General features: G+C 61.3%; 18 protein-coding genes and 1 tRNA gene. 11 read left to right on the top strand and 8 right to left on the bottom strand.

Going from position 1 to position 22,385, the window contains the following annotated elements; genetic code table 11:
- Positions 1-85: 85 nt before the first annotated feature.
- Both DESPR_RS13630 and DESPR_RS13625 read right to left on the bottom strand, forming a co-directional pair.
- Positions 86-889, bottom strand: a complete 804-nt coding sequence (locus DESPR_RS13630) for a Nif3-like dinuclear metal center hexameric protein (protein WP_015725376.1) — start codon at positions 887-889, stop codon at positions 86-88.
- Positions 890-1,072: 183 nt separating this feature from the next.
- Positions 1,073-1,149: transfer RNA gene (locus DESPR_RS13625), tRNA-Ile, on the bottom strand.
- Between the two features lie 225 nt (positions 1,150-1,374).
- Here DESPR_RS13625 and DESPR_RS13620 point away from each other — a divergent pair.
- Complete coding sequence (locus DESPR_RS13620) at positions 1,375-3,177, top strand: M48 family metallopeptidase (protein ID WP_015725375.1); 1,803 nt, start codon at positions 1,375-1,377, stop codon at positions 3,175-3,177.
- 44 nt (positions 3,178-3,221) lie between these two features.
- Here DESPR_RS13620 and DESPR_RS17470 read toward each other — a convergent pair whose 3' ends face one another.
- Positions 3,222-4,478, bottom strand: a complete 1,257-nt coding sequence (locus tag DESPR_RS17470) for an HD domain-containing phosphohydrolase (RefSeq protein WP_015725374.1) — start codon at positions 4,476-4,478, stop codon at positions 3,222-3,224.
- A 127-nt stretch (positions 4,479-4,605) separates the two neighbouring features.
- Here DESPR_RS17470 and DESPR_RS13610 point away from each other — a divergent pair, with 127 nt between their 5' ends.
- The 4 genes from DESPR_RS13610 to aqpZ all read left to right on the top strand — a co-directional run bounded on the left by DESPR_RS13610 (position 4,606) and on the right by aqpZ (position 7,815).
- Positions 4,606-5,334 (top strand): DUF1499 domain-containing protein, encoded by a 729-nt coding sequence (locus DESPR_RS13610; RefSeq protein ID WP_015725373.1) that lies wholly within the window; start codon positions 4,606-4,608, stop codon positions 5,332-5,334.
- Between the two features lie 3 nt (positions 5,335-5,337).
- On the top strand, positions 5,338-6,090 hold the full coding sequence (gene surE, locus DESPR_RS13605; RefSeq protein WP_015725372.1) for a 5'/3'-nucleotidase SurE: 753 nt from the start codon (positions 5,338-5,340) through the stop codon (positions 6,088-6,090).
- A gap of 31 nt (positions 6,091-6,121) precedes the next feature.
- Positions 6,122-6,976, top strand: a complete 855-nt coding sequence (locus DESPR_RS13600; protein ID WP_015725371.1) for a deoxyribonuclease IV — start codon at positions 6,122-6,124, stop codon at positions 6,974-6,976.
- Positions 6,977-7,125: 149 nt separating this feature from the next.
- Complete coding sequence (gene aqpZ / locus DESPR_RS13595) at positions 7,126-7,815, top strand: aquaporin Z (RefSeq protein WP_015725370.1); 690 nt, start codon at positions 7,126-7,128, stop codon at positions 7,813-7,815.
- Positions 7,816-7,938: 123 nt separating this feature from the next.
- Here aqpZ and ald read toward each other — a convergent pair whose 3' ends face one another.
- Both ald and DESPR_RS13585 read right to left on the bottom strand, forming a co-directional pair.
- Positions 7,939-9,069: an alanine dehydrogenase gene (ald, locus tag DESPR_RS13590; protein WP_015725369.1), complete on the bottom strand. Its 1,131-nt coding sequence runs from the start codon at positions 9,067-9,069 to the stop codon at positions 7,939-7,941.
- A gap of 105 nt (positions 9,070-9,174) precedes the next feature.
- Complete coding sequence (locus tag DESPR_RS13585) at positions 9,175-9,537, bottom strand: response regulator (protein ID WP_015725368.1); 363 nt, start codon at positions 9,535-9,537, stop codon at positions 9,175-9,177.
- Between the two features lie 446 nt (positions 9,538-9,983).
- Here DESPR_RS13585 and nifE point away from each other — a divergent pair, with 446 nt between their 5' ends.
- The 3 genes from nifE to nifB are packed head-to-tail and all read left to right on the top strand — an operon-like array spanning position 9,984 to position 14,060.
- Positions 9,984-11,342 carry a nitrogenase iron-molybdenum cofactor biosynthesis protein NifE gene (nifE, locus tag DESPR_RS13580; protein ID WP_015725367.1) on the top strand — a complete coding sequence of 453 codons (1,359 nt, stop codon included), beginning with the start codon at positions 9,984-9,986 and terminating at the stop codon, positions 11,340-11,342.
- Between the two features lie 30 nt (positions 11,343-11,372).
- Positions 11,373-12,758 carry a nitrogenase component 1 gene (locus tag DESPR_RS13575; RefSeq protein ID WP_015725366.1) on the top strand — a complete coding sequence of 462 codons (1,386 nt, stop codon included), beginning with the start codon at positions 11,373-11,375 and terminating at the stop codon, positions 12,756-12,758.
- Positions 12,759-12,782: 24 nt separating this feature from the next.
- Entirely contained in the window at positions 12,783-14,060 is a 1,278-nt protein-coding gene (gene nifB / locus DESPR_RS13570) for a nitrogenase cofactor biosynthesis protein NifB (RefSeq protein WP_015725365.1), read from the top strand.
- Between the two features lie 885 nt (positions 14,061-14,945).
- Here nifB and DESPR_RS18040 read toward each other — a convergent pair.
- Positions 14,946-15,548 (bottom strand): DVUA0089 family protein, encoded by a 603-nt coding sequence (locus DESPR_RS18040; protein WP_015725364.1) that lies wholly within the window; start codon positions 15,546-15,548, stop codon positions 14,946-14,948.
- Between the two features lie 533 nt (positions 15,549-16,081).
- On the opposite strand from DESPR_RS18040, the gene DESPR_RS13555 reads away from it, so the two are divergent.
- The 3 genes from DESPR_RS13555 to DESPR_RS13545 all read left to right on the top strand — a co-directional run bounded on the left by DESPR_RS13555 (position 16,082) and on the right by DESPR_RS13545 (position 18,191).
- Positions 16,082-16,486 (top strand): hypothetical protein, encoded by a 405-nt coding sequence (locus DESPR_RS13555; protein WP_015725363.1) that lies wholly within the window; start codon positions 16,082-16,084, stop codon positions 16,484-16,486.
- A 59-nt stretch (positions 16,487-16,545) separates the two neighbouring features.
- The gene (locus DESPR_RS13550; protein ID WP_015725362.1) at positions 16,546-16,803 is read left to right on the top strand and encodes a DUF1653 domain-containing protein; all 258 of its coding nucleotides are present in this window, start codon (positions 16,546-16,548) and stop codon (positions 16,801-16,803) included.
- Positions 16,804-16,964: 161 nt separating this feature from the next.
- On the top strand, positions 16,965-18,191 hold the full coding sequence (locus tag DESPR_RS13545) for an FprA family A-type flavoprotein (protein ID WP_015725361.1): 1,227 nt from the start codon (positions 16,965-16,967) through the stop codon (positions 18,189-18,191).
- A 168-nt stretch (positions 18,192-18,359) separates the two neighbouring features.
- On the opposite strand, the gene DESPR_RS13540 is transcribed toward DESPR_RS13545, so the two are convergent.
- Positions 18,360-19,214: a hypothetical protein gene (locus tag DESPR_RS13540; protein ID WP_015725360.1), complete on the bottom strand. Its 855-nt coding sequence runs from the start codon at positions 19,212-19,214 to the stop codon at positions 18,360-18,362.
- Between the two features lie 164 nt (positions 19,215-19,378).
- Complete coding sequence (locus DESPR_RS13535) at positions 19,379-22,321, bottom strand: heavy metal translocating P-type ATPase (protein ID WP_015725359.1); 2,943 nt, start codon at positions 22,319-22,321, stop codon at positions 19,379-19,381.
- Positions 22,322-22,385: the final 64 nt, after the last annotated feature.

Here is a 22,385-nt window from a genome sequence, read left to right as displayed (position 1 = left end):
CAAAAGGAATGCGAACAGGGCGGTGATGTTCCTGCCCCGTTTACGGTGACGTGCTCCTTGACGGCCGGGTGTGCTGATGTGCGGGTCATGCCAGTCGCAGCGGTGGCAGCTGCCGTGCCGTGTCAATTGTCAGCTCCCATCCGCAGGCTCGGGCCTCGTGCCGCAACCTGTCGCGCCAACGGGCCATGGCCGGATTTTCCGTGGCAAAGTGTCCCCCGTCCAACAGCCACAGGCCCGCATCCTCGGCCCATCGGGCCACGGCATGCTTGACTTCGGCGGTCAGCAGAACGTCGGCGCCGCTGTGGAGCGCGGTCTCGGCGAAATCCGAACAGGAACCACCGCAAACGGCGACGCACCCCACCCGCTCGGGCCGCGGACCGGCTTCCAGGATCCATGGCGGATCACAGGTTTGGCGGACGCGGGCAAGAAATGTCTTGGCGTCAAGCGGTTGGGCATAACGGCCGATGCGGCCTAAGCCGCAGGCCAGATCACATCCCCCGCGGGCGGGAACCAGCGGCTGGCAGTCGAGCAGGCCCAGCCCCTGGGCGAGAACGTCACTGACCCCGTCGCGGGTGGCATCGAGATTGGTGTGGCAGGCGATGACGCTGATCTGGCTGCGAGTGGCCGCGGCGATGAAACGGCCGGTGGGTGTGTCGGTACGGAGAGCTTTGAGGGGGCGGAAGATGATGGGGTGGTGGGTGAGCAGGAGATCGTATTGGCCGCGGCGGGCCTGCTCGATCAGCGAGCAGGTGGGATCGAGCGCGATCAGGATGCGCTGCACCGTTTGCTGCGGATCACCCACCAGGAGGCCGACATTGTCCCAGTCTTCAGCCAGGTTTTCCGGGGTTATGCGTTGCAGGGTATGAAGAATGTGTTGAACGGTAGGCACTCTGTATTACTCAGTAATGAAAAAGAGGCACATCCTCTTGGAGATGTACCTCTTTTCAGACATCTGTTTCAATGCCCCGCTGATGGTTCAGCCATGATTGCCGGTAACTGCTCAAAATATTCAAATCAGGGGTAGCCGTGATGGAGAGCTTCAGGGGAAAGCCGGTCCGCTCTTCCGGAAATGTGGTGGGCCCACCTGGACTCGAACCAGGGACCGACCGGTTATGAGCCGGTGGCTCTAGCCAACTGAGCTATAGGCCCGAACGCTACGATAAAACGCAACATAATACCAAGGAATCGTGAAAGGTCAATAAAATTTCATATTTTTCCGAAAAATCAGGGGACTGCCAAGAAAACGAGGCAAAACTGCAAACGATTCTGGCATATTGGCACAAGCATGCATAAGGTGAGCGGTACCATCCACCACCCGCGGCCCGCACGGCATCGCGCCCCATGCATGCGACCACCCAACCTACAGGCAACGGTATGCTGTACAATAACCTGCTCTTTTTTCTGGTCGTCATTTTTGTCATTTCCACCACCAACCCGACCGCACAGCCGGTGCTTGCCCCCCTGTGGACCCTGGCGGCGCTCGCGGCCGTCCTGTGGGGATATGGCCAGGTCGCCGCCCGAACTTTTGCCCGCGCGGGCGGCGGCCCGAACGCCTATTTTTCGGCGGAAAAGCGGCTGTCGGTCCTGGCGGTGCTGGTCTTCATGGGGCTGGTGTATCTGCTGGATCTCAAATATTATCTCATGCCCCTGTCCGTGGGCGGCCGTTTGCCGGTGTTGGCCGACAGCGCCGGTCTGGGCTGCTTTTTCGTTCTGTTGATGCTGATGTGGCGGGCAGGTCGGCCGCGCTATCAACAGCTCTTCCAGCGCCGCTACACCACGCCGGCCTTTCTCCGCTCCAATGTCAAGGCCAACCTGCCCATTGTCCTTCCCTGGCTGATCCTCTCCTTGGTGTTCGACGGTCTGCGGCTGCTTTCCTTTCCCCGGCTGACCAAACTGCTGAACTCGCCGTGGGGGGACCTGATCCTCTTTGCCGTGTTCCTCGTGTTCTTGATCCTGGTGTTTCCGCCCCTGGTGCGCACGCTCTGGGGATGCACCCCCCTGCCGCCCGGACCGGTGCGGGATCGGTTGGTGGCCTTCTGCCGCTCCCAGGGGTTCCATTCCGAGATCTACTCCTGGCCGCTGTTCGAGGGGCAGGTGTTGACCGCCGGCATCATGGGGATCGTCCCCCGGCTGCGTTTCCTGCTGATCACCCCGGCCCTGCTGGAAACCCTGAACGAGAAGGAAATCGACAGTGTGCTCGCCCATGAGATCGGCCATGTCAAACATCTCCATCTGATCCTCTATCTCATCCTTTTTTTGGGATTCAGCCTGCTCGCCGGGGCGGTGGCCACGCCGCTGCCCCATCTCATCCTCTCCAATGAACTGTTCTACCGTGTCCTGCCCCATCTGTCCGTGGCCCCGGAAAACCTGCTGGGCATACTGGCCACCGCCCCCCTGCTGCTGTTGATGCTGGTCTATTTCCGCTTTGTCTTTGGCTATTTTATCCGCAATTTCGAACGCCAAGCCGATGCTTACGTCTTCCGGGCCCTGGGCACGAGCTGGCCGTTGATCACCTCATTTGAAAAGATCGCCCTGCTCAGCGGCAACCGGGAAGAAAAAAACTGGCATCATTACGGCATCGGCGAACGGATCGATTTCCTCAGGCGATGCGAGCAGGACCGCCGGCTGATCCGCCGGCACAAACGCAAGCTGCACGCCAGCCTGTTGCTCTATTTCGTCTGCATCGGCTTGGTGGTGCTGGCCCTGCAGCGCGTGGACGCGGCCAAACTGTCGGAGGGCTACGAGACCAAATATGCCGAGGCGGTGCTGTTGCAGAAGGTGCGGCAGGAGCCGGAAAACAGTCTGTGGCTGATGTATCTCGGTGATTTCCTCCAAAGCCGCAAGATGGAAAAAAGAGCGGTGGAGGCTTACGACAAAGCGTTGCAGCTCACGCCGACGAACGCCGAGATCAACAACAACCTGGCCTGGCTGTTGCTGACCGCCCAGGACAAATCACTGCGCGATGCGCAACGCGCCCTGACCCTGGCGCGAACCGCGGCCTTGCTCAAGGAGCGCGGCTATATTCTCGATACCCTGGCCACCGCCTATTGGGCCAACGGTCTGATCGAGGAAGCGGTGGCCACCGAAATCCGCGCTTTTCGTCTGGACCCGCAAAACCGGGCCTATTATCAGGCGCAGCTTGAGAAGTTCAGAAGCAAGCAATGGGACGAACACTGAGGCGCAGGCGCGATTGAAAAGGTCGACCGTGGCAAAGCCGGTGGTCAGAGAATGATGTGGGGGAGTTCCATTTCCCGCCGTTCGAAGGCGGTGGCAAAGGCCTTGACCACCTCTGGCGCGAACGACGGGTCCTGCTCGGTGATGATTTTTTCCTTGGCGGCTTCGGGTGAAAGGGCAGGGGAGTCGGGACCGCCGGCGGTCAGGGTGTCGTAGGCATCGGCCACCGCCAGAATGCGCGCGCCCAAGGGAATCGTCTCGCCATCGAGGAAAAAGGAGTGCTCGAATTGTTCGTGCTGGCCAAGGAGCAGCGGCAATATGCGGCCCATGGGTCCGCTGAGCAGCTGCTCGTCGGCTGCCGGGGTAGTATCTGCGGGCAGGCGTTCGTCCCGGCCGAGTTGGACGGCCTTGTGAAGAATCGAGCGGCTGATTCGTAGCCGGCCGAGATCGTGCAGCAGGGCCGCCGAACGGATATCCTCGATCTCTTCCTTGCTCAATCCCATGCAGGAGGCGATACGGGTGGCGTAAATGGAAACGCGAAACCCGTGGTTTTCCTTTTCCTCGTCCTGGGCGATGAAATGGCGCAGGATGAGCAGCAGACCCTGATAGGTCTGTTGCAGCTCCTCTACCTTGTTTTTGTTGCGCTCGTACAGGGTGCCCATGGTGTAGGCGGTCACCAGCAGGATGCAGCCCCAAGAGACGATGTGGTACCATTGGTTGTTGCCGCCGATGCCCGCCAGATTGGCCTGGTCGAAACGGCCGGGGTTAAAATGGCTGACCAGGCCGACGAGGAGGATGCTGGCAAAGGCGGTGAGCACCGCCTGGCGGCGACCGAACAGGTAGGCGGACACCACCGCCGGCAGGGTGTACAGCCCGAGCAGCAGATACTGGGAGGCGATGGTGTCGTTGAGCAGCCAGGCGATGCCCAGCATGGAGAGGATGATCCAGACCTCCTTGTTGATCTGGCGGAAGCGCTGGAAGGCGCGCCGTTCTCTCCAGAGGGCTGTTCGGCTGTGCCGGGGCGCGGCGGGAGCATCGGGTGACGCCGCGATGGTATCGGCGTCGCCGGTCCCGAACGGTACAAAGACCGCCTGGGCCCCCAGCTCTTCCAACCGGCGGATGACAATCCGGCCGGTTTGCTCGGACACGTTACGGCTGAGGGTCACCGGCAGATTCTTGAGCAGGAAGGGGATCTTCTCCGGGGGGATGCTTTTGGCCCGCTTTTCCAGGTAGGCGGTGATCGGCGCTTCATCGGCCCCTGGGGAAAGTGCTTTGAGGATGAGCGAGCCTTTGCTATTATTCATGGTCGTTGCGCCCGTTGCCCTCGCAGGGGCCATGCTGTTTCGTGTGTGAGAGATCTTGTCGGCAGTATACGGAAAAGGGCTGGCCTGATCAAGCCTGGGTCGCCTTTTCCAGGGAGAATAACGATTGATGGCCACCAAGACCCATTGGTTATGGAAACTGCAGCTGCTGTGGCTGGCGCTCGCCCTGGGGGCGGTGTCGGCCTTCCGGCTCGATCTGCTGTCCTGGCGTCCGGCCCTGCTGGGAGTGGCGGCCGCGGCGGCCGGTCTGGTGTTGACCGGTTTTTGCAGCCTGTTGGTTCTGTTTGTCGTGCTGCGGACCGGCCGCGGCGGCGGCAGACCCTGTCTGGCGGCCGTTGCCTTGTCGCTTCCGCCCCTGATCGGCATCGTGCTCATGGGCCTTCAGGGGGCCAAGGCGCCCCCGATCCACGACATCACCACCGACCTCGACAATCCGCCGCCGTTGACCGCCGCGCGCACCCTGCGCGGACCCGGCGACAATGCCGTCGAGTACGCGGGGCCAACGGTTGCCGATCAGCAGCGGCGGGCATACGGAGATGTCACGCCGCTGCTGGTGGACCTGTCGCCGGCAGAGGCCTTTGACCGAAGTCTTGCCGTGGTCCAGCGGCTGCACTGGCGGCTTGTCGCCCAGGATCGGGACCGGGGGACGATCGAGGCCCTGGAACAGTCGTTGTTTTTTGGCTTCACCGACGACATTGTCATCCGCATCGGAGCCCGCGAGACCGGCAGCCGGATCGATCTTCGCTCGGCCTCCCGTGCCGGGATTTCCGATCTGGGGAGCAACGTCCGGCGAATTCGCGCTTTTCTTCAAGCCTTCAACGCCTCTCAGCCGAAATAAGCCATGCACAAGCCACTTATCCTGGTCACCAACGACGACGGCGTGTACGCGCCGGGCATCCGCGCCCTGCACGAGGCGGTCAGCTCGCTGGGCGAGGCGGTGATCGTCGCCCCCGAGCGGGACAACTCGGCGGTCAGCCATTCCCTGACCATGAACCGGCCGTTGCGGGTGGTGCGGCTGGACGAACACATCCACACCATCGACGGCACGCCCACCGACTGCGTAACCATCGCCATCAACAAGATCCTTCACCGCCGGCCCGACCTGCTGGTATCCGGGATCAATCCCGGCGCCAATCTGGGAGACGACATCAGTTATTCGGGCACGGTGTCGGCGGCCATCGAGGGCACGATGTACGATATTCCCTCCCTGGCCTTTTCGCTTGGCGGCTCCCCGCCCTTTGATTTCGAAGTGGCGGCGGCGGTGGCCTGGAAGCTGGCCTCCATGGCGCTGGCCATGCACCTGCCGCCCAAGTCGCTCTTGAACATCAACATTCCGCCGCTGTCCGCCGGCAAGATCGGCGGCATTCGCTTCACCCGCCAGGGCCGCCGTCTGTACCAGGATGCCATCCAGGAAACCTTTGATCCCTGGGGACGCAAGCACTATTGGATCGGCGGCGGCACGGTCCACTGGTCGGGCGGGGACGACACCGACGAACAGGCGGTGCGCAACGGCTTTATCTCGGTCACCCCGATCCAGCTCGATCTGACCAACCACGACGGACTCGCCTATCTGGAGCGGCAATGGCAGATGTGAGCCTTTGCCTCCGCCCCCTTGGAGGCCACTGATGCCCCTGCTCGGCGCCCATCAGTCGATCGCCGGCGGCTTGCATCTGGCTTTTGACCGGATCCGCCAGGTCGGCGGCGAGTCGCTGCAGATCTTCACCGCCAACCAGCGGCAGTGGCGCAGCGCCCCGCTCTCCGAGGAAGCCATCCGCCTGTTCCGGCAAGCCCGGCAGGCGCACGGCCACATGCCGGTGGCCTCCCACGCCTCCTACCTGATCAATCTGGCGGCATCGGAAGCGGACAAAGCAGCCAAATCGGTGATGGCCTTTGCCGAGGAACTGGCGCGTTGCCGCCAGCTGGGTATCGAGGCGGTGGTGATCCATCCCGGCAGTCACGGCGGCGCCGGCATCGAGGCCGGGCTGACCGCGGTGGCACGCAATCTGGACCAGGCCCTGGAACACTCGGGAGCACTCGACTCGTCCCTCGTTGTGCTGCTGGAAACCACCGCCGGTCAGGGGACTTCGCTCGGCAGCCGCTTCGAGGAGCTGGGGTGGCTGCTTGCCCATAACCGCTACCCGGCACATCTCGGCGTTTGCGTCGATACCTGCCATATTTTCGCCGCCGGCTACGACCTGCGTGACGCCGCCGGCTACGCGCGAACCATGACGGAATTGGCGCGCCATGTCGGCATCGATTCTGTCCACTTCTTCCATCTCAACGATGCTAAAAAAGATTGCGGCAGCCGGATCGACCGCCACGCGCACATCGGTCAAGGCCAGATCGGCCTGGAGGGGTTTCGCCTGCTGCTCAACGATCCCCGTTTCCGCCACCATCCCATGACCCTGGAGACCGACAAGGGCCCCGACCTGGCCGAGGATGTGGAAAACCTCCGCCGTCTGCGCGCCCTGCTGGTCTGATTCCCTCACCCTCGATCCGGGCCGCCAAGTGTCCGATCGGGTACCACATTTACCGGAAATTTACTGTACATTGCCGTTGTTCCCCGCTACCTTCAACCATCATCTTCCCGTTCCATTTTCCCTCATATCCTGCAAAGGAGGATCAAGGCATGAAAAAGTATGTTGCGGAAGTTTTCGGTACGTTTTGGCTGGTTCTTGGCGGGTGTGGCAGCGCGGTGCTGGCGGCGGCCTTTCCGGAAGTCGGCATCGGCTTGCTCGGGGTCTCGTTCGCCTTTGGCCTGACCGTGCTGACCATGGCCTATGCCATCGGCCACATCTCCGGCTGCCATCTCAATCCGGCGGTTTCGATTGGACTGTGGGCCGGCGGCCGTTTCCCGGCGAATCAGCTGTTGCCGTACATCGCCGCCCAGGTGATCGGGGGCGTGCTGGCCGGCGGGGTACTGTATTTGATCGCCAGCGGCAAGGCGGGATTTGAGGTGTCGGCCGGGTTTGCCTCCAACGGGTACGGGGCGCATTCGCCGGGCGGCTATTCGATGGTGGCCGCGCTGATCACTGAAGTGGTGATGACCATGATGTTCCTGCTGGTCATCCTCGGGTCCACCGACCAGCGGGCGCCGCAGGGCATGGCCCCAATCGCCATCGGCCTGTGCCTGACCCTGATCCACCTGATCAGCATCCCGGTGACCAACACCTCGGTCAATCCGGCCCGGAGCCTGGGCGTGGCTCTCTATGTGGGTGACTGGGCGCTGGCCCAGCTGTGGCTGTTCTGGGTGGCTCCGATCGTTGGTGCCCTGCTCGGCGCCGTGGTGTATCGCTTTATCGGTACTCCGGAGAACTAACCCCCCTCTTGCACCATTGGCGGCGGGTTTTTTCGCCTCTCTCCTTGCCCGCCGTCGGTGGTGTCTGGCCTGCGCTCGTAGGTTTTGTCTCCGTGCTCGTGTCTTGCCTTGCGCGGCCAGATTTCACACCGTTCTCTCCCGGCCCAGCACTGTTTCCAGTGGACAATGGGGCAGGCCAAAGGCCTCGGCCACGCCCTGACAGGTGATCCGGCCGGCCGCCATGTTGATGCCCCGGCCGATGCCCGCATCGTCCAGCGCCGCCCGTTGCCAGCCTTTCTTGGCCAGGGTCAGGGCGTAGGGCAGAGTGGCGTTGGTCAGGGCCAGGGTCGAGGTCAGGGGCACCGCGCCGGGCATGTTGGCCACGCAGTAGTGAAGGATGCCGTCGATCTCGAACACCGGCTGGTCATGGGTGGTGGGCCGCGATGTCTCGAAACAGCCCCCCTGGTCGATGGCCACATCGACCAGCACCGCCCCCTTTTTCATCGACGCCAGCAAGTCGCGGCTGATCAGTCGGGGAGCCTTGGCGCCGGGCACGAGAACCGCGCCGATGATCGCATCCGCCTTGGGGGCCAGTTCACGGATAGTCGCCGGCGAGGACATCAGGGGAATGCAGTTTTTCGGCATGATTTCGGCCAGGTGTCGCAAACGGGGCAGGCTGGTGTCGAGCAGGAAAACCATGGCTCCGAGCCCGCAGGCAACCCGCGCCGCTTCCGCCCCGACCGTGCCGCCACCGAGCACCAGCACCGTCGCCGGCGTCACCCCGGGCACTCCGCCCATGAGGATGCCGCGGCCGCCTTGACCGCGTTCCAAATACTTGGCCGCCTCCTGGGCCGCCATTCGTCCGGCGATCTCGCTCATCGGCGTCAAGAGCGGCAGGGCGCCCTGTTGGTCGGTGATGGTTTCGTAGGCAATGCACACCGCCCGCCGGGCCAGCATCGCCCGGGTCAGTTCCTCGGAGGCGGCGAAATGAAAGTAGGTGAACAGCACCTGTCCTTCGCGGATCAGTTCGTACTCCGGCGGCAACGGCTCCTTGACGTGCATGACCATTTCCGCCTGGGCATAGATCGCCGCCGGAATTGACACCAGCTCGGCCCCGGCGTGCGCGTACTGTGCGTCGTCAAAATCGCTGCCCACACCGGCGCCTTGTTCCACCAGCACCCGATGGCCGCTGTGCACCAGCACTTCCACTCCCGACGGCGTCATGCTGACGCGATTTTCCTCTGCCTTGATTTCCTTGAGCACCCCGATGATCATCGCCTGCCCTCCCCACGCGCCTTGGTTGTTTGCTGATTGATGCAAACGATCGTAGCAGAAAAACAGGAAAAGAGCACGGTGTCGGCGGTAGGCCGCGGCGTTGGCTTATCGCAGCAACGCGCGGATGGCTTCGCGGATGTTTTCGGTGGTGTCGAGCTTGTCGACGATGCCCACCGGCTTGACCGCGTCGGCCCGCGATAACAGGTCCGGGTCCTGGTACCCGGTGAAGAAGAGGATGGGAATGTCCCCTTCGGCCTTGATCATCCGGGCGGTCTCGATGCCATCCACGGTGCCGTCGAGACTGATGTCCATGAGAATCGCATCCGGCCGTTCATTGCGCACCGCCCGCACCGCCGCCTGACCGTTGGTCACCACCCCGATCACCCGGCAGCCCAATTCCTTGACGTTTTCAGCCAGCATCAGGCCGATCAGTTTTTCGTCCTCGACAATCAATACGTTCTTGGCCATGGGAGCGGGTTCCGGTTGAGGTGGGTTTTGAGCAGGGCCGGGAGGCGCCTTTTGCGGTGGCGCTTTTCCACAATGGCAGACTCCGCCAGTTGGGTCAAGTGTTTTCAATCGTTGATTTTTCTTTTGTTGCAACTGGTTAGCCATTCATCTCCGCTTGATCTGTCCAAGGCGTTGGCAATCAACCCTTCACGCCCCGCACTCGCGAGGTGGCCAACAGCGGCTGCCCCTTTCTTCGACGAAAGATCAGACCGCTGCCTGACAAAATCGTCCTCTCTCTTCATTTTTGTTGATCGTCCGACAAAAACCAGGACGCCCCGGTACGGTGAATGTCCTGTGTTTTCTGTGTAACATTCCAGTTTTATGCGTTTTTTAAAAAAATGCCGCCGTGGCACGTGGATTGCCTTGAAGGGGCAAGACAGTTGTCATCCAGTGAAGGGGGATTGATCATGGAAGCAGTGGCGCTCAAGGAACGGGAACAGCAGATATTCGTCAAAGGCGAGGCGCCGTTTGATATCGTCTGCAACAAGGACAGTCTGGCCGGCGCGGTCAGTCAGCGGGCCTGCGTGTTCTGCGGCTCACGGGTGGTGCTCTACCCGATTGCCGACGCGGTGCACCTGGTGCATGGCCCCATCGGCTGCGCGGTCTATACCTGGGATATCCGCGGCGCCCTGTCGTCCGGCCCAGAACTGCATCGCCTGAGCTTTTCCACTGACTTGCAGGAGAAGGACGTCATCTTCGGCGGCGAGAAAAAGCTGGCCGCCGCCCTGCGCGAGTTGATCGAGCGCCATTCACCCAAGGCGGCCTTTGTCTATTCGACCTGCATCGTCGGCATCATCGGCGATGACTTGGAAGCGGTCTGCCGCCAGGTGGCCATCGAATACGGCATCCCGGTGATCCCGGTCAAGTCCGAAGGGTTCAAGGGCAACAAGCGCGCCGGGTATCAGGCCGCCTGCGATGCGCTCTTTCGCCTGATCGGCACCGGCGACACCACCGGTATCTCCAACTATTCCCTCAACATCCTCGGCGACTTCAACCTCGCCGGCGAGATCTGGATGATCCGCGACTACTACCAGCGCATGGGCATCGAGGTGGTGGCCAACATCACCGGCGATGGCCGGGTAGCCGACATCCAGCGGGCCCATGGCGCCGCCCTCAACGTGGTCCAGTGTTCGGGTTCGACCATGCAGCTGGCCAACATGATGGAGGAAAAATACGGGATTCCGTCCATTCGCGTCTCCTACTTCGGTATCGAGGACATGGCCGAGGCCCTCTACGACATCGCCCGTTTCTTCAAGGATCCCGAGATGATGGAACGAACGAAAAAGATCGTCGAGGAGGAGGTCAAGCAGCTGGCCGTGGCGCTGGAGCCCTACCGCCAGGCCCTGGCCGGCAAGAAGGCGGCCATCTACGTCGGCGGTTCGTTCAAGGCCTTCTCCCTGGTCAAGGCCTTCCGCCTCATCGACATGCAGGTGGTGATGGTCGGCTCCCAGACCGGCACCAAGGAAGACTACATCGAACTGGCGGCGATCACCGATCCGGGCACCATCATCGTCGACGACTCCAATCCGCTCGAGCTGACCACCTTCCTCAAGGAAAAGGAGGTGGACGTGTTCGTCGGCGGGGTCAAGGAGCGGCCCATCGCCTACAAGCTGGGCATCGGTTTCTGCGACCACAACCACGAGCGCAAGGAGGCCCTGGCCGGATTCGAGGGCATGCTCAACTTTGCCCGCGAGGTCTATTCCTCGGTGATGAGCCCGGTCTGGCAGTTTGTCCCGCGCAAGAAAAGCGCCCCATCAACCCGTTGACCTCCGCTTTCAACGCGCAAGGAGACCATCATGAGCACCAATCCGCCCACCTTCAATAAACCGAAGAAACCCAACTACCTCTCCACCACCAACGCCTGCAAGCTGTGCAAACCGCTCGGCGCCTGCCTGGCCTTCAAGGGCATCGAAGGCGCGGTGCCCTACCTGCACGGCTCCCAGGGATGCGCCACCTACATGCGGCGCTACATCATCAGCCACTACAACGAGCCGATCGACATCGCCTCTTCCTCGCTCTCCGAGAAGCATGCGGTTTACGGCGGCGGGCCGAACCTCAAGTTGGGGCTGACCAATGTGGCCGCCAAATACCGGCCGGAACTGATCGGCATCGCCACCACCTGCCTGACCGAGACCATCGGCGACGACGTGGCCATGTATCTGCGCCAGTACGCCGAGGACACCAAGGGTTCGGTGGGACTGCCCACCTTTGTCAATGTCTCCACCCCCAGCTATTCGGGCACCCACATGGAGGGGTTCCAGACCGCGGTGCGCGAGGTGGTGGCCCAGTTGAGCGAGGGCGGGCCGCGCAGCGAGACGGTCAACCTCCTGCCCGGCTTTGTCAGCTCGGCCGATTATCGTCTGCTCCATGAGATTCTCGCTGATTTTGGCCTCAACGCCACCGTGCTCCCCGATCTCTCCGAGACCATGGATGGTCCGGCCCTGCTCGAATACGAGAAAATCCAGGGTGGCGGCACGCCGATTGCGGCGATCAAGGCCATGGGACGGGCCAAGGCGACCATCGAGTTCGGCACGACGCTCGGGGCCATGACAACCGCTGGCGATGTGCTCCGCGAGAAGTTCAGCGTCATGCACCACCGCATCGGCATGCCCATCGGCATCCGTGAAACCGATGTCTTCTTTAACCTGCTCGAAGAACTCAGTGGTCAGCCGACCCCCGAGAAGTACGTCAAACAGCGCGGTCGCCTGGTCGACGCCTATGTGGATGGCCACAAGTATGTCTTTGGCAAGAGGGCCGTGGTCTACGGCGAAGAGGACCTGGTCGTCGGCCTGTGCGCCTTCCTGGCCGAGATCGGCATCCAGCCGGTGCTCTGCGCCACGGGCGGCACCTCGGGTAAACTGAAAGAAGCCATTGCCGCCGTCACTGGCGACACCTTGCTTGAACAGCCCCAGGTCTTTGAAGACGTGGATTTTTACGAGATCAACGAGATGGCCGGGCAGATGAATATCGATCTGGTGGTCGGTCACTCCAAGGGTTATCCGCTGGCCAAGAAACTCGATATCCCGCTCATCCGGGTCGGCTTCCCCATCCACGACCGGATCGGCGGCCAGCGCATCCTCCATCTCGGTTACAGCGGTGCCCAGCAACTGTTCGACACCGTGACCAACGCCCTGATCGAGAAAAAACAGGACGATAGCCCAGTCGGCTATTTCTACATGTGAGCCCGTACGGCAAAGGAACCCGTTATGTTGAACGAAAAAGAGTTGAATCGTCACCCCTGCTTCAACGTCAAGGCCAAGGGCCAGTACGGCCGAGTGCATCTGCCGGTGGCGCCCAAGTGCAACATCCAGTGCAACTATTGCAACCGCAAGTTCGACTGCGTCAACGAGTCGCGGCCCGGCGTCACCTCGACCCTACTCAGTCCCGAGCAGGCCCTGGTCTATGTGGACAAGGTGGTGGAGAAGGAGCCGCGCATCTCGGTGGTGGGGATCGCCGGCCCGGGCGATCCGTTCGCCAACCCGGACGAGACGCTCGCCACCATGCGGTTGATCCGCACACACCATCCGGAGATGATCCTCTGCCTCTCCACCAACGGCATGCACCTGGCGCCGCATGTGCCGGAACTGGCCGAGATCGGCGTTTCCCACGTGACCATCACCGTCAACGCCATCGATCCGGAGATCAGCCAGCACATCTATGCCTGGGTGCGCGACGGCAAGGTGCTGTATCGCGGCCTTCAGGGGGCGGAGCTGCTCCTGGCCCGTCAGTTGCGGGCGATTGCCCTGCTCAAGCGGCACGGCATCACCGTCAAGATCAACACCATCGTCATCCCCGGCATCAACGATCACCATGTGCCGGTGCTGGCCGCCACAATGAAGGAGCTGGGCGTGGATTTGCTCAACTGCATGGCCATGTTTCCCAATGCGGACACCGCCTTTGAGCATATCCAGGAACCGGGCAAAGAGATGATGGAGCGCATCCGCGATTCGGCCGAACAGTTCCTGCCGCAGATGCGCCACTGCACCCGGTGCCGCGCCGATGCGGTCGGCCTTCTGGATCACGACAAGACCGACGAGTTCCGTGGGTGCCTCAGCGCCTGTGCCCAGCTGCCCAAACCGGAAGAGGCGGCTCGGCCCTATGTGGCGGTGGCGACCCTGGAGGGGGTGCTGGTCAATCAACACCTGGGCGAGGCCAGCCGGTTCCAGATCTGGGGCGAGGACGGCCAGGGCGGCTACCGCCACATCGAGGACCGTCAGGCACCGCCCGCCGGCGGCGGCATCCAGCGCTGGTTCAATATCAGCCGCATCCTCGCCGACTGCCGGGCCATCCTGGTCAACGATCTGGGCGACTCGCCCAGGGAGATGCTCAAGAAACGGGGCATTCAGCCGGTGGCCATGGCCGGTTTCATCGAGCGCGGACTGGAGGCGGTCTATACCGGCAAGGGCTTGACCAGCCTGAAGGGCCGGATGCGCAAATGCTCGTCAAAAGGCGCCTGTGCCGGCGGCGGGACGGGCTGCGGCTGATGACTCCCCCGCATCGGCCGCAGGGTCCGCCTTTTGGGGCACGAGGTTCACTTCCGAATGTTTCGGTAGTCGTTAGACGCTGCTCTTCATCTATGCAGTCAGACAGCTGTCGTCCCTCTTGCCATACCTTGCGAGCCGCAACGCCTCGTGGCTTTCCTTGCCATCCTCTGGGGGGGTAAAGTTAATGCAATGGTATCGGCGCATGGCCGAAAGGGTAACTGGAAAAAAGTGGGTGAGGAGACACGTCGGACGAAGAGACAGTACGGCGGTGGGTGGAGGATCCCTACCATCAAAACTTCTGCGGCGAAGAGTACTTCCGACATGAGTTGCCGATGATCCGCCGTCGTTGAGTCGCTGGCGGAATCGAATAGGCGAGCAGGGATCGGAATTGATCTTGAAGTTGACTGTGCAGGCAGGCTCGGCGAGCGGAGCGGTGGGGCCAGCCAGTTTGGAGCGGGTCGTCGTCGATACGACCGTGCAGGAAAAGGCCATTGCGTTTCCGACCGATTCGCGGTTGTACAACCGGAGCCGCGAGCGGTTGGTCAAGCTGGCAGCGACGTGGAGCATTCGTCTTCGGCAGAGTTACTCCCGCCTTCGGCGCCAGGCTCTGTTGAAGGTCGGCCGATATCTCCATGCCCGTCAGCGGCGAAGAGCCGGTCGTGAGATCAAGCGATTGAAGACCTATTTGGACACTTGCTCCGGCAAATTGAAAAAAGGACTTTTTCAAGGTCGACTAGCTATCTGGCTAGTTTGCAATTGGCAGGTTCTCAGGGAAATCAACGGTAGGGCACGCATCATATGCGTGCCCTACCATTTGCAAGGAGTTCAGGTAAGCAAAGAGTAGCTCCGTTTGCCTCGCCTGAAATACAAATTGTTAATTGTCTGTTACCTATTCACTCGCCTGCGACTCAGAGCTGTCAGTCCGGCTAAACCGGTTCCAAAAAGGAGCAGTGTAGTTGGTTCTGGTACCGGGTCAACTTGGTTTGCCGAAGTCGCACCCAGAACATGAAATGCAAAGAAATCTTGCTTATACCCATTCGCTGGTTCATACCAAGACTCAAGATTGATGGGCGTCTCATCGTCATAATCAAATCCATCGGATAAATGCGGTCCCATATTAAAGTTTGCGTAGGTCGTAATAGTGACAAAATATGTTCCAGCTGATACAGCGGCATCGTAATAGGAATCCCACTCCCCATGATCATAAGCAGACCCATTCGACACAGTCGATCCTGTGTTGTGGCCATCATCCTGAAAATAAATTAAATCCCCGTCACTATCCCACAATCCCAGCATGGGGTCGAATCCTCCGTCATCCCATGAAGAGCTGAACAATGTTACTGTGGTATCGGTATCTGTGGTAAACGAATACGTTAGCACGCTGTTGTGGTACATCATGGTCCCTGAAAAATCATAATCATCAGCGGAGGCGGACCCCGCCCAGCTTACCATGGTTGCGCATGCCATTGCCAAAAATACTTTTTTCATTATATCCTCCTGGAAAATATTGATAAAAAACAATCAAGTAATCGCCTGCAACAGGCGTTCCGTTTTTTTATTGCGAATTGGTAAATTTTCAACTTATTGAATGTACAGATTGAATTCAAGTTGTGTGTTTCTTGTGGTTGAATCTGCAAAGAAACAATTATTCCGATTTTTAGGAATAATTGGTGAGAATTATTGAGGTGCACTTGATGTATTTATTTAAAATTGAGTGTTAATCTTGCCGCCATTGAAGATTTTTGATTAATTCCGGTAATGTGGAATTGTTCTGTCGGGGAAATTGTTAAGCTTTTTAAGTGACGAATGGCGAAATTTCGAGGACATGACATATATCCTTATGCCGCATTCCCATGAAATTTACGCTGAGGATGAATCCTTCTTCTTGTTCGTTCAGCCACACCGAATACAATAAAGCCTAAGTGCGTGATTGCGTTTCCCGCTGTCAGGCCCTGGTTTCGGGGATCTGTCTTGCGGGATGATGAACAGACAAGCGAAAACACCATGAGGAGGTCGGAGAGATGAACAAGCTGATGCTGATAGTCGCGGTTGCCGTGCTCACGGGTTGCAGTGCCAAGGGCCCGGTGTTGTACCCCAACGCCCATCTCCAGTCGGTCGGGGAAGCTCGGGCTCAGCAGGATGTGGCGGAATGCGAGGAGCTGGCCGATCGCTACGTTAAATCCCCGGAGGGACTCGCGGCAGCCAAAAGCACGGCGGTTGGCGGCGCGGGGGGTGCCGTGGTCGGTGGTGCGGCGGGCGCGGTGACCGGCAACCTCGGGCGGGGAATCGGTATCGGTGCCGCCACCGGCGCGGCCGCGGGGCTGGTGCACGGCATCATTCAGGCCTCGCAGCCGACCCCTGTGTTCAAAAACTTCATGACCCGCTGCCTGCAGGAACGAGGGTACGATGTCATCGGCTGGGAATGATGCGACCGCCGGCCATCCACTCGGAAGCGTCAACGCAACAACCAACGGAGCGTTCCTCCATGAGTGACCTGCCACCGCTGCCCGCCATAGCCCTGGGGCGTTACCGTCATTACAAGGGCGGGGAATACGAGGTGCTGGGTGTGGCCCGCCACAGCGAAACCCTTGAGCCGCTGGTTGTCTATCGCCCCCTGTACAACGAATCGGGGTTGTGGGTTCGTCCCCTAACCATGTTCCATGAACAGGTCGAGGTGAACGGACAACTTCAGCCCCGTTTCGCCTTCCTTCGGGACTCCGATTCCGGGTTTCCGCCATCGTGACCCCAGCGTGCGGGCCGCGTTTCCGCTTGGCTCATCGCCCCATTTTGCGTCTGGAAATTTTCCCCTAACCGGCGTATGGTACGAAGCTTTCCGGCGAGCCTCGATAAGCTTCGCCCTGAAGAATGAACCTCAGCCAACGTTTGCGATCGGAGTACTGAACAATGCATATCAAGAAAGTGGTCGACGACATCTATCGTCTTTCCGTCAACATCGAGGACAAAAACTATCTGTTCGAGGGCATCTGGCCGATTCCCCACGGCATTTCCATCAACGGCTACCTGATCAAGGCGGAAAAGAACGTCATGATCGACCTCACCCAGGATATCTTCAACTTCCCCCAGGAAATCACCCAGCAGCTGGGCGGCGCGACTTTGGGCGTCGAGGATATCGACATCCTCATCGTCAACCACATGGAGCCGGACCATTCGGGCTGGCTGCGCGAGTTCTGCAAGCAAAACAGCAAGGCGGTCATCTACTGCACCAAGAAAGCCATTCCGCTGCTCCAGGCCTTTGCCGAGGTGCCGGCCGAGCGGGCCATCGCCATCGCCGACGGCATGGTGCTGACGGTGGGCGATTACGAGCTGCAGTTCTTCGATACCCCCAACATCCATTGGCCCGAGACCATGATGACCTACGAGCGCAAGCGGGGGATTCTCTTTTCCTGCGACGCCTTCGGCTCCTACGGCAGCATTGACGAGAACGCGATTTTCGACGATCAGATCTCCTCGGAAAAACACAAGTTCTTCGAGGAAGAGGCCCTGCGTTACTACGCCAACATCGTTGCCACCTTCTCGCCCTTTGTGCTCAAGGGGCTGGAAAAGCTGGGCGGTCTGAACGTCAAGGTGATCTGCCCTTCGCACGGCATCATCTGGCGCGACAATCCGGCGGTGATCATCGATCTCTACAAACGTTATGCCGAGTACAGCAAAGGGCCGGCCGAGCGCGAGGTGACCGTGGTGTGGAGTTCCATGTACGGCAACACCAAGCAGGTGCTGGGGCTGGTGATCGAGACCCTGCGTAAACGGAACATCCCGGTGCATGTGTTCCAGGTGCCGGGCGACGAGATTGGCTACATCCTGGCCAGTGCCTGGAAATCCGCCGGCCTGATCTTCGGCATGCCCACCTACGAGTACAAGATGTTCCCGCCCATGGCCCATGTGATCGAGGAGCTGCAGGTCAAGAAGGTGACCAACAAGAAGGTGTTCCGTTTCGGCTCGTTCGGGTGGGTCGGCGGCGCGCAGAAGGATTTCGAGGCCAAGACCGAAAAGTCCGGCTGGGACAAGCTGGGCCACTACGAGTGGCAGGGCGCCCCCACCGACGCCGACAAGGCCGCCATCCAGAAGGCGGTGGAAGAGTACTGCGACGCGGTGATCGAGTTCACCAAGTAATCCGCCTGGGCCTGCAAGAGGCGCCTTTTTTCTTGTAGAGGTGGGCTTACACCAAAAACGCGTGTCCACCCCACGGATACATGACACCTTGAAAGCGCATTGGAAAAAACGCGCGCCGCGTTGAGGCGGGGATGACAACGGGAGGCAGACATCTGCCTCCCGTTTTTTTTAGAGTTTCCGCTGCTGTTGGAACAGGTGCTGACTGACCAGGGTGAGGAGGATGGCAAAGAGCATGGCGGCGGCGCCGAGCAGCACGTTGTAGTAAACCGGCGCCACCAGGGCCAGACGGATCATCAGGGTCGACAAGGCATAGCCGGAATTACGGAAGATCATCTTGGCCGAGGGGTGGAAGCACTGCGACACCAGGACAATGAGAATGTCGGTGAGGATGAGCTGGGTGTAGAAGCCGTGGAGAAAATCCGGGTGTTCGATGCCCTGCAGGGTTTGATAAATCGAGTAGCCGCCCATGCAGACGAAGGACACCAGCAGCAGCAGGGAGATCGCCTTTTTCGAGGCGACAAAGCCGTACAGATCAATGGACCGGCCGTCCTCGCCGCTTCGTTTCTGGATCTTGTAGTACACGCCCAACAGGGCGAAAATCAGCAATGCGCCAAAGCCGCTGGCCAGGATATGCAGGATCTTTTCGATGTTGCCCTCGTAGCTGAGCGGTTCGGCGAAATAGGACAATTCCTTGAAAGCGTTGCGGATCAGGATCAGGGACAGGATCTCGAACTGCTTGCCCAGCGAGCGGGAAAACGAGCAGGGCAGGACAAAGATCAGACTGATGACCTCAAGCACCAGGATGACGGTGAAGGCGGCATGGACCGCGTAGAAATGGTTGCGCGGCAGGAGGGCGGCGAGCTCCGCAGGCAGCAAACCCTGCCGGTTCAGCTCGATGAGTCCCAGGCTGCAGAGAAAGAGAAAAACCAGGGAGATGGAGATCTTGCGGTAGACCCTCTCGTGCTCGTAAAAGGCGTGCAGCGGGTCGAAGATGTAGGTGATCCGGGAAAAAAGGGTGTCCATGGGCGTGTTGCTCGTCTTTGATTGGGATCGCCAGGCCGAAGGGGCGCTGGACGGGAGGCATCACTTACCGCGCTCGGGATGGATTCGCAAGTAGATTTGAATCTCACTTGATAATTTGTATCGATAAAGCCCGCTCGATTGCCCCGCTCCCGCGAGCCGCAGGCTCATCGCGGTCGAAAAAAACGCAGCCGGTTGGCATTGGTGACCACGGTCACCGAGGACAGGGCCATGGCGGCGCTGGCGAACATCGGCTCGAGTTGCCAGCCGGTGAGTGGATAGAACAGGCCGGCCGCCAAAGGAATGCCGATGACGTTGTAGATGAAGGCGCCGAACAGGTTCTGCCGGATGTTGCGGATGGTGGCGGTGGAGATGGCGATGGCGTCGGCCACCAGCAGGAGCGAGTCGCCGGTGAGGGTGATGTCGGCGTTCTCGATGGCCACGTCGGTGCCGCTCCCCAGGGCAAAACCGGTATCGGCCTGGGCCAGGGCCGGGGCATCGTTGACCCCGTCGCCGACCATGCCAACCTTGCACCCCTGCTGCTGCAGGGCCTGGATGACCTCCAGTTTCTGCTCCGGCAAAATTTCGCTGTGCACCTCGGTAATCCCCACTTCGCGGGCCACGGCCTCGGCGGTCGCCCGGTTGTCGCCGCTGCACATCACCACCGTGATGCCCTGCCGCTGGAGGGCGGCAACCGCCGCCGCCGAATCCGGGCGCACCGGATCCTTGAGGATCAACAGGCCCATCACCTCCGTGCCACGGGCCAGCCAGACCGGGGTGCCGCCCCGGGCCGCCTGGTGTTCGGCCTCGGTCCGGAGCCCGGCAGGCAGGGCCAACCCCTGTTCGTCGAGGAACAGGTGGTTGCCCAGCAGATATCGGACGCCGGCATGCTCCGCCTGCACTCCCCGGCCGGGGATGGCGGTGAAGTTGTCCAGGGTGCGCAGCGGTTCGCCGCGCTCCAGTTGCGCGCTCAGCACCGCCTCGGCCAGCGGATGCTCGGAGCCGCTCTCCAGGCTGGCCGCCCACAGCAGCACCTCGTCCTGGCGCATGCCGGCCACCGGCATAATGGCGGTCACCGCCGGTTTGCCTTGGGTCAGGGTGCCGGTCTTGTCGACCACCACATGGGTCAGGGTCGAGGCGGTCTGCAGGGCGTCGCTGTTGCGGATGAGGACGTTGCATTGGGCCGCCCGGCTGGTGCCGACCATGATGGCGATCGGCGTCGCCAAGCCAAGGGCGCAGGGACAGGCGATGACCAGCACCGCGATGGCCGCGGTCAATCCATGGGCAAGCGCCAACTCCTGGGCAAAACTCCACCAGGCGAAAAAGCTGACCAGGCTGATGGTGATCACCACCGGCACAAAGACCCCGGCAATGCGGTCGACCAGCCGGCCGATGGGCGGCTTGCTCATCTGCGCCGTGTGCACCATGCGGATGATCCGCGCCAGGGTGGTATCGTCGCCCAAGCGGGTGACCCGGAGGATAAAGGCGCCGGAGCGGTTGATGGTGCCGCCGGTGACCGGATCGCCGATCTCGCGGGCCACGGCCAGCGGCTCGCCGGTGAGCATCGATTCGTCGATGGTGGTTCGGCCCTCGACGATTTCGCCGTCAATGGGCACCTTCTCGCCGGGTTTGACCCGCACCCGGTCGCCCAGGCGCAACAGCGACACCGGGATCTCGACCTGGCCGCTGGCGCGGATTACCCAGGCGGTGCGCGCCCTTAAGCCCACCAGGGCGCCGATGGCCTCGCTGGTGGTCCGTTTGGCCTTGGTTTCAAGGACATGGCCCAGCTGGAGAAAGGCGAGGATCATCACCGCGGCATCGAGGTAGAGATAATCGGCCGCGCCGGGGATGAAGTGCGGATCAGCGATGACCAGCACTGACGACAGCCATGCCGCGCCGGTGCCCAGGGCCACCAGGGTATCCATGTTGGCCGCGCCGTGGCGGGCCTGCTTCCAGGCGCCAATAAAGTAGTTGCGGCCGCTGTAGAGCATGGTGCACAAACAGAGCAGGGCGGCCCCGGCCCAGAACAGCCGGCCTTCGTGAAGATGGGGAAACAGTCCGCTCATGTGGCCGGCCATGAGGCCGAACCCCATCAGGCCGGCGAGCAGGGCCCGCCGCCAGGAGCGCCTGATTTCCTGCCAGGTCTCCTCGGCCTGGCTGATGGCCGGGTCGGTGAAGGATTCCTCCAGGGTCACCTGATAGCCGATATCGGTCAGCCGCAGCAGCACATCCGCCGGGTGCTGAGAGGTGGAGACGCGCAGTCGCCCGTTGTCCACGCTCATCTCCGTGGCAGGATCCAGGGCGAGCAGAATCTCGCGAACCTGTGCCAATTCGTCGGCATCCGGCTGCGGCTGCAGGGTCAGGAAAAAGGTGTCGGCGGTTGTTTGGTGCCGCAGCGAGGCTCCATAGCCTTGATCGACAATGGCCCGCACCACCTGTTCCGGGTCGCCGCCTTGCACCTGGGCCTTTTTTTCGATCAGGTTGACCACGGCCCCGGTAACGCCGGGGAGGGCAAGGATGGCCTGTTCCACCCGCGCCACGCAGCTGGCGCAGTGCATGCCGAGGATGTCGATCTCGTACCGATCCCCGGCAGAGGTGTGTCCCTGCTCCTCAAGCAGCGAGGTCCCGTATCCCGCCTGGTTCACCGCTTCGACCACCTTGATCGGGTCGCCGCCGACCACGCTGGCGCTCCTGTCCACCAGGTTGACCGCCGCCTCGCGCACTCCCGCCACGGCAAGGATGGCCTGTTCCACCCGGGCCACGCAGCTGGCGCAGTGCATGTCGTCCACCCGCAGCAGATAGCGGTCTGCGGCGGACGGCGGCTGTGAAACGGCGGGAGACGAGACCGTTTCCGCCAGCGGGCAGCCAGGTCGCGGGGCGTCAATCTGTTCGATCGGATAGCCGGCCTCCTCCACCGCCCGGAGGATGGCTTGCGGATCGCCACCGCGCACGGTCAACATTCCGGCCGTCAGGTCAACCCGCGCCTCGCGCGCTCCCTCCACAGACCGCGCCGCCCCTTCCACCCGGGCTTGGCAGTGTTCGCAGCTCATGTCCTGGACCGTGAAGCAGTGAATGGATTGATCGGGGGGGAAAGGGCTGGGGCTGTTCATGGCAGGTGACCGGGCAGAGAAAAGAAACAGGCCAGCGCACCGGCTATTGGGGGGACGCTGGCGA

Origin of the sequence: Desulfobulbus propionicus DSM 2032, assembly GCF_000186885.1 — a bacterium.
Classification (GTDB): domain Bacteria; phylum Desulfobacterota; class Desulfobulbia; order Desulfobulbales; family Desulfobulbaceae; genus Desulfobulbus; species Desulfobulbus propionicus.
The sequence above is the reverse complement of the archived record's forward strand: the minus strand, read 5'-3'. Positions and strand labels throughout refer to the sequence as shown.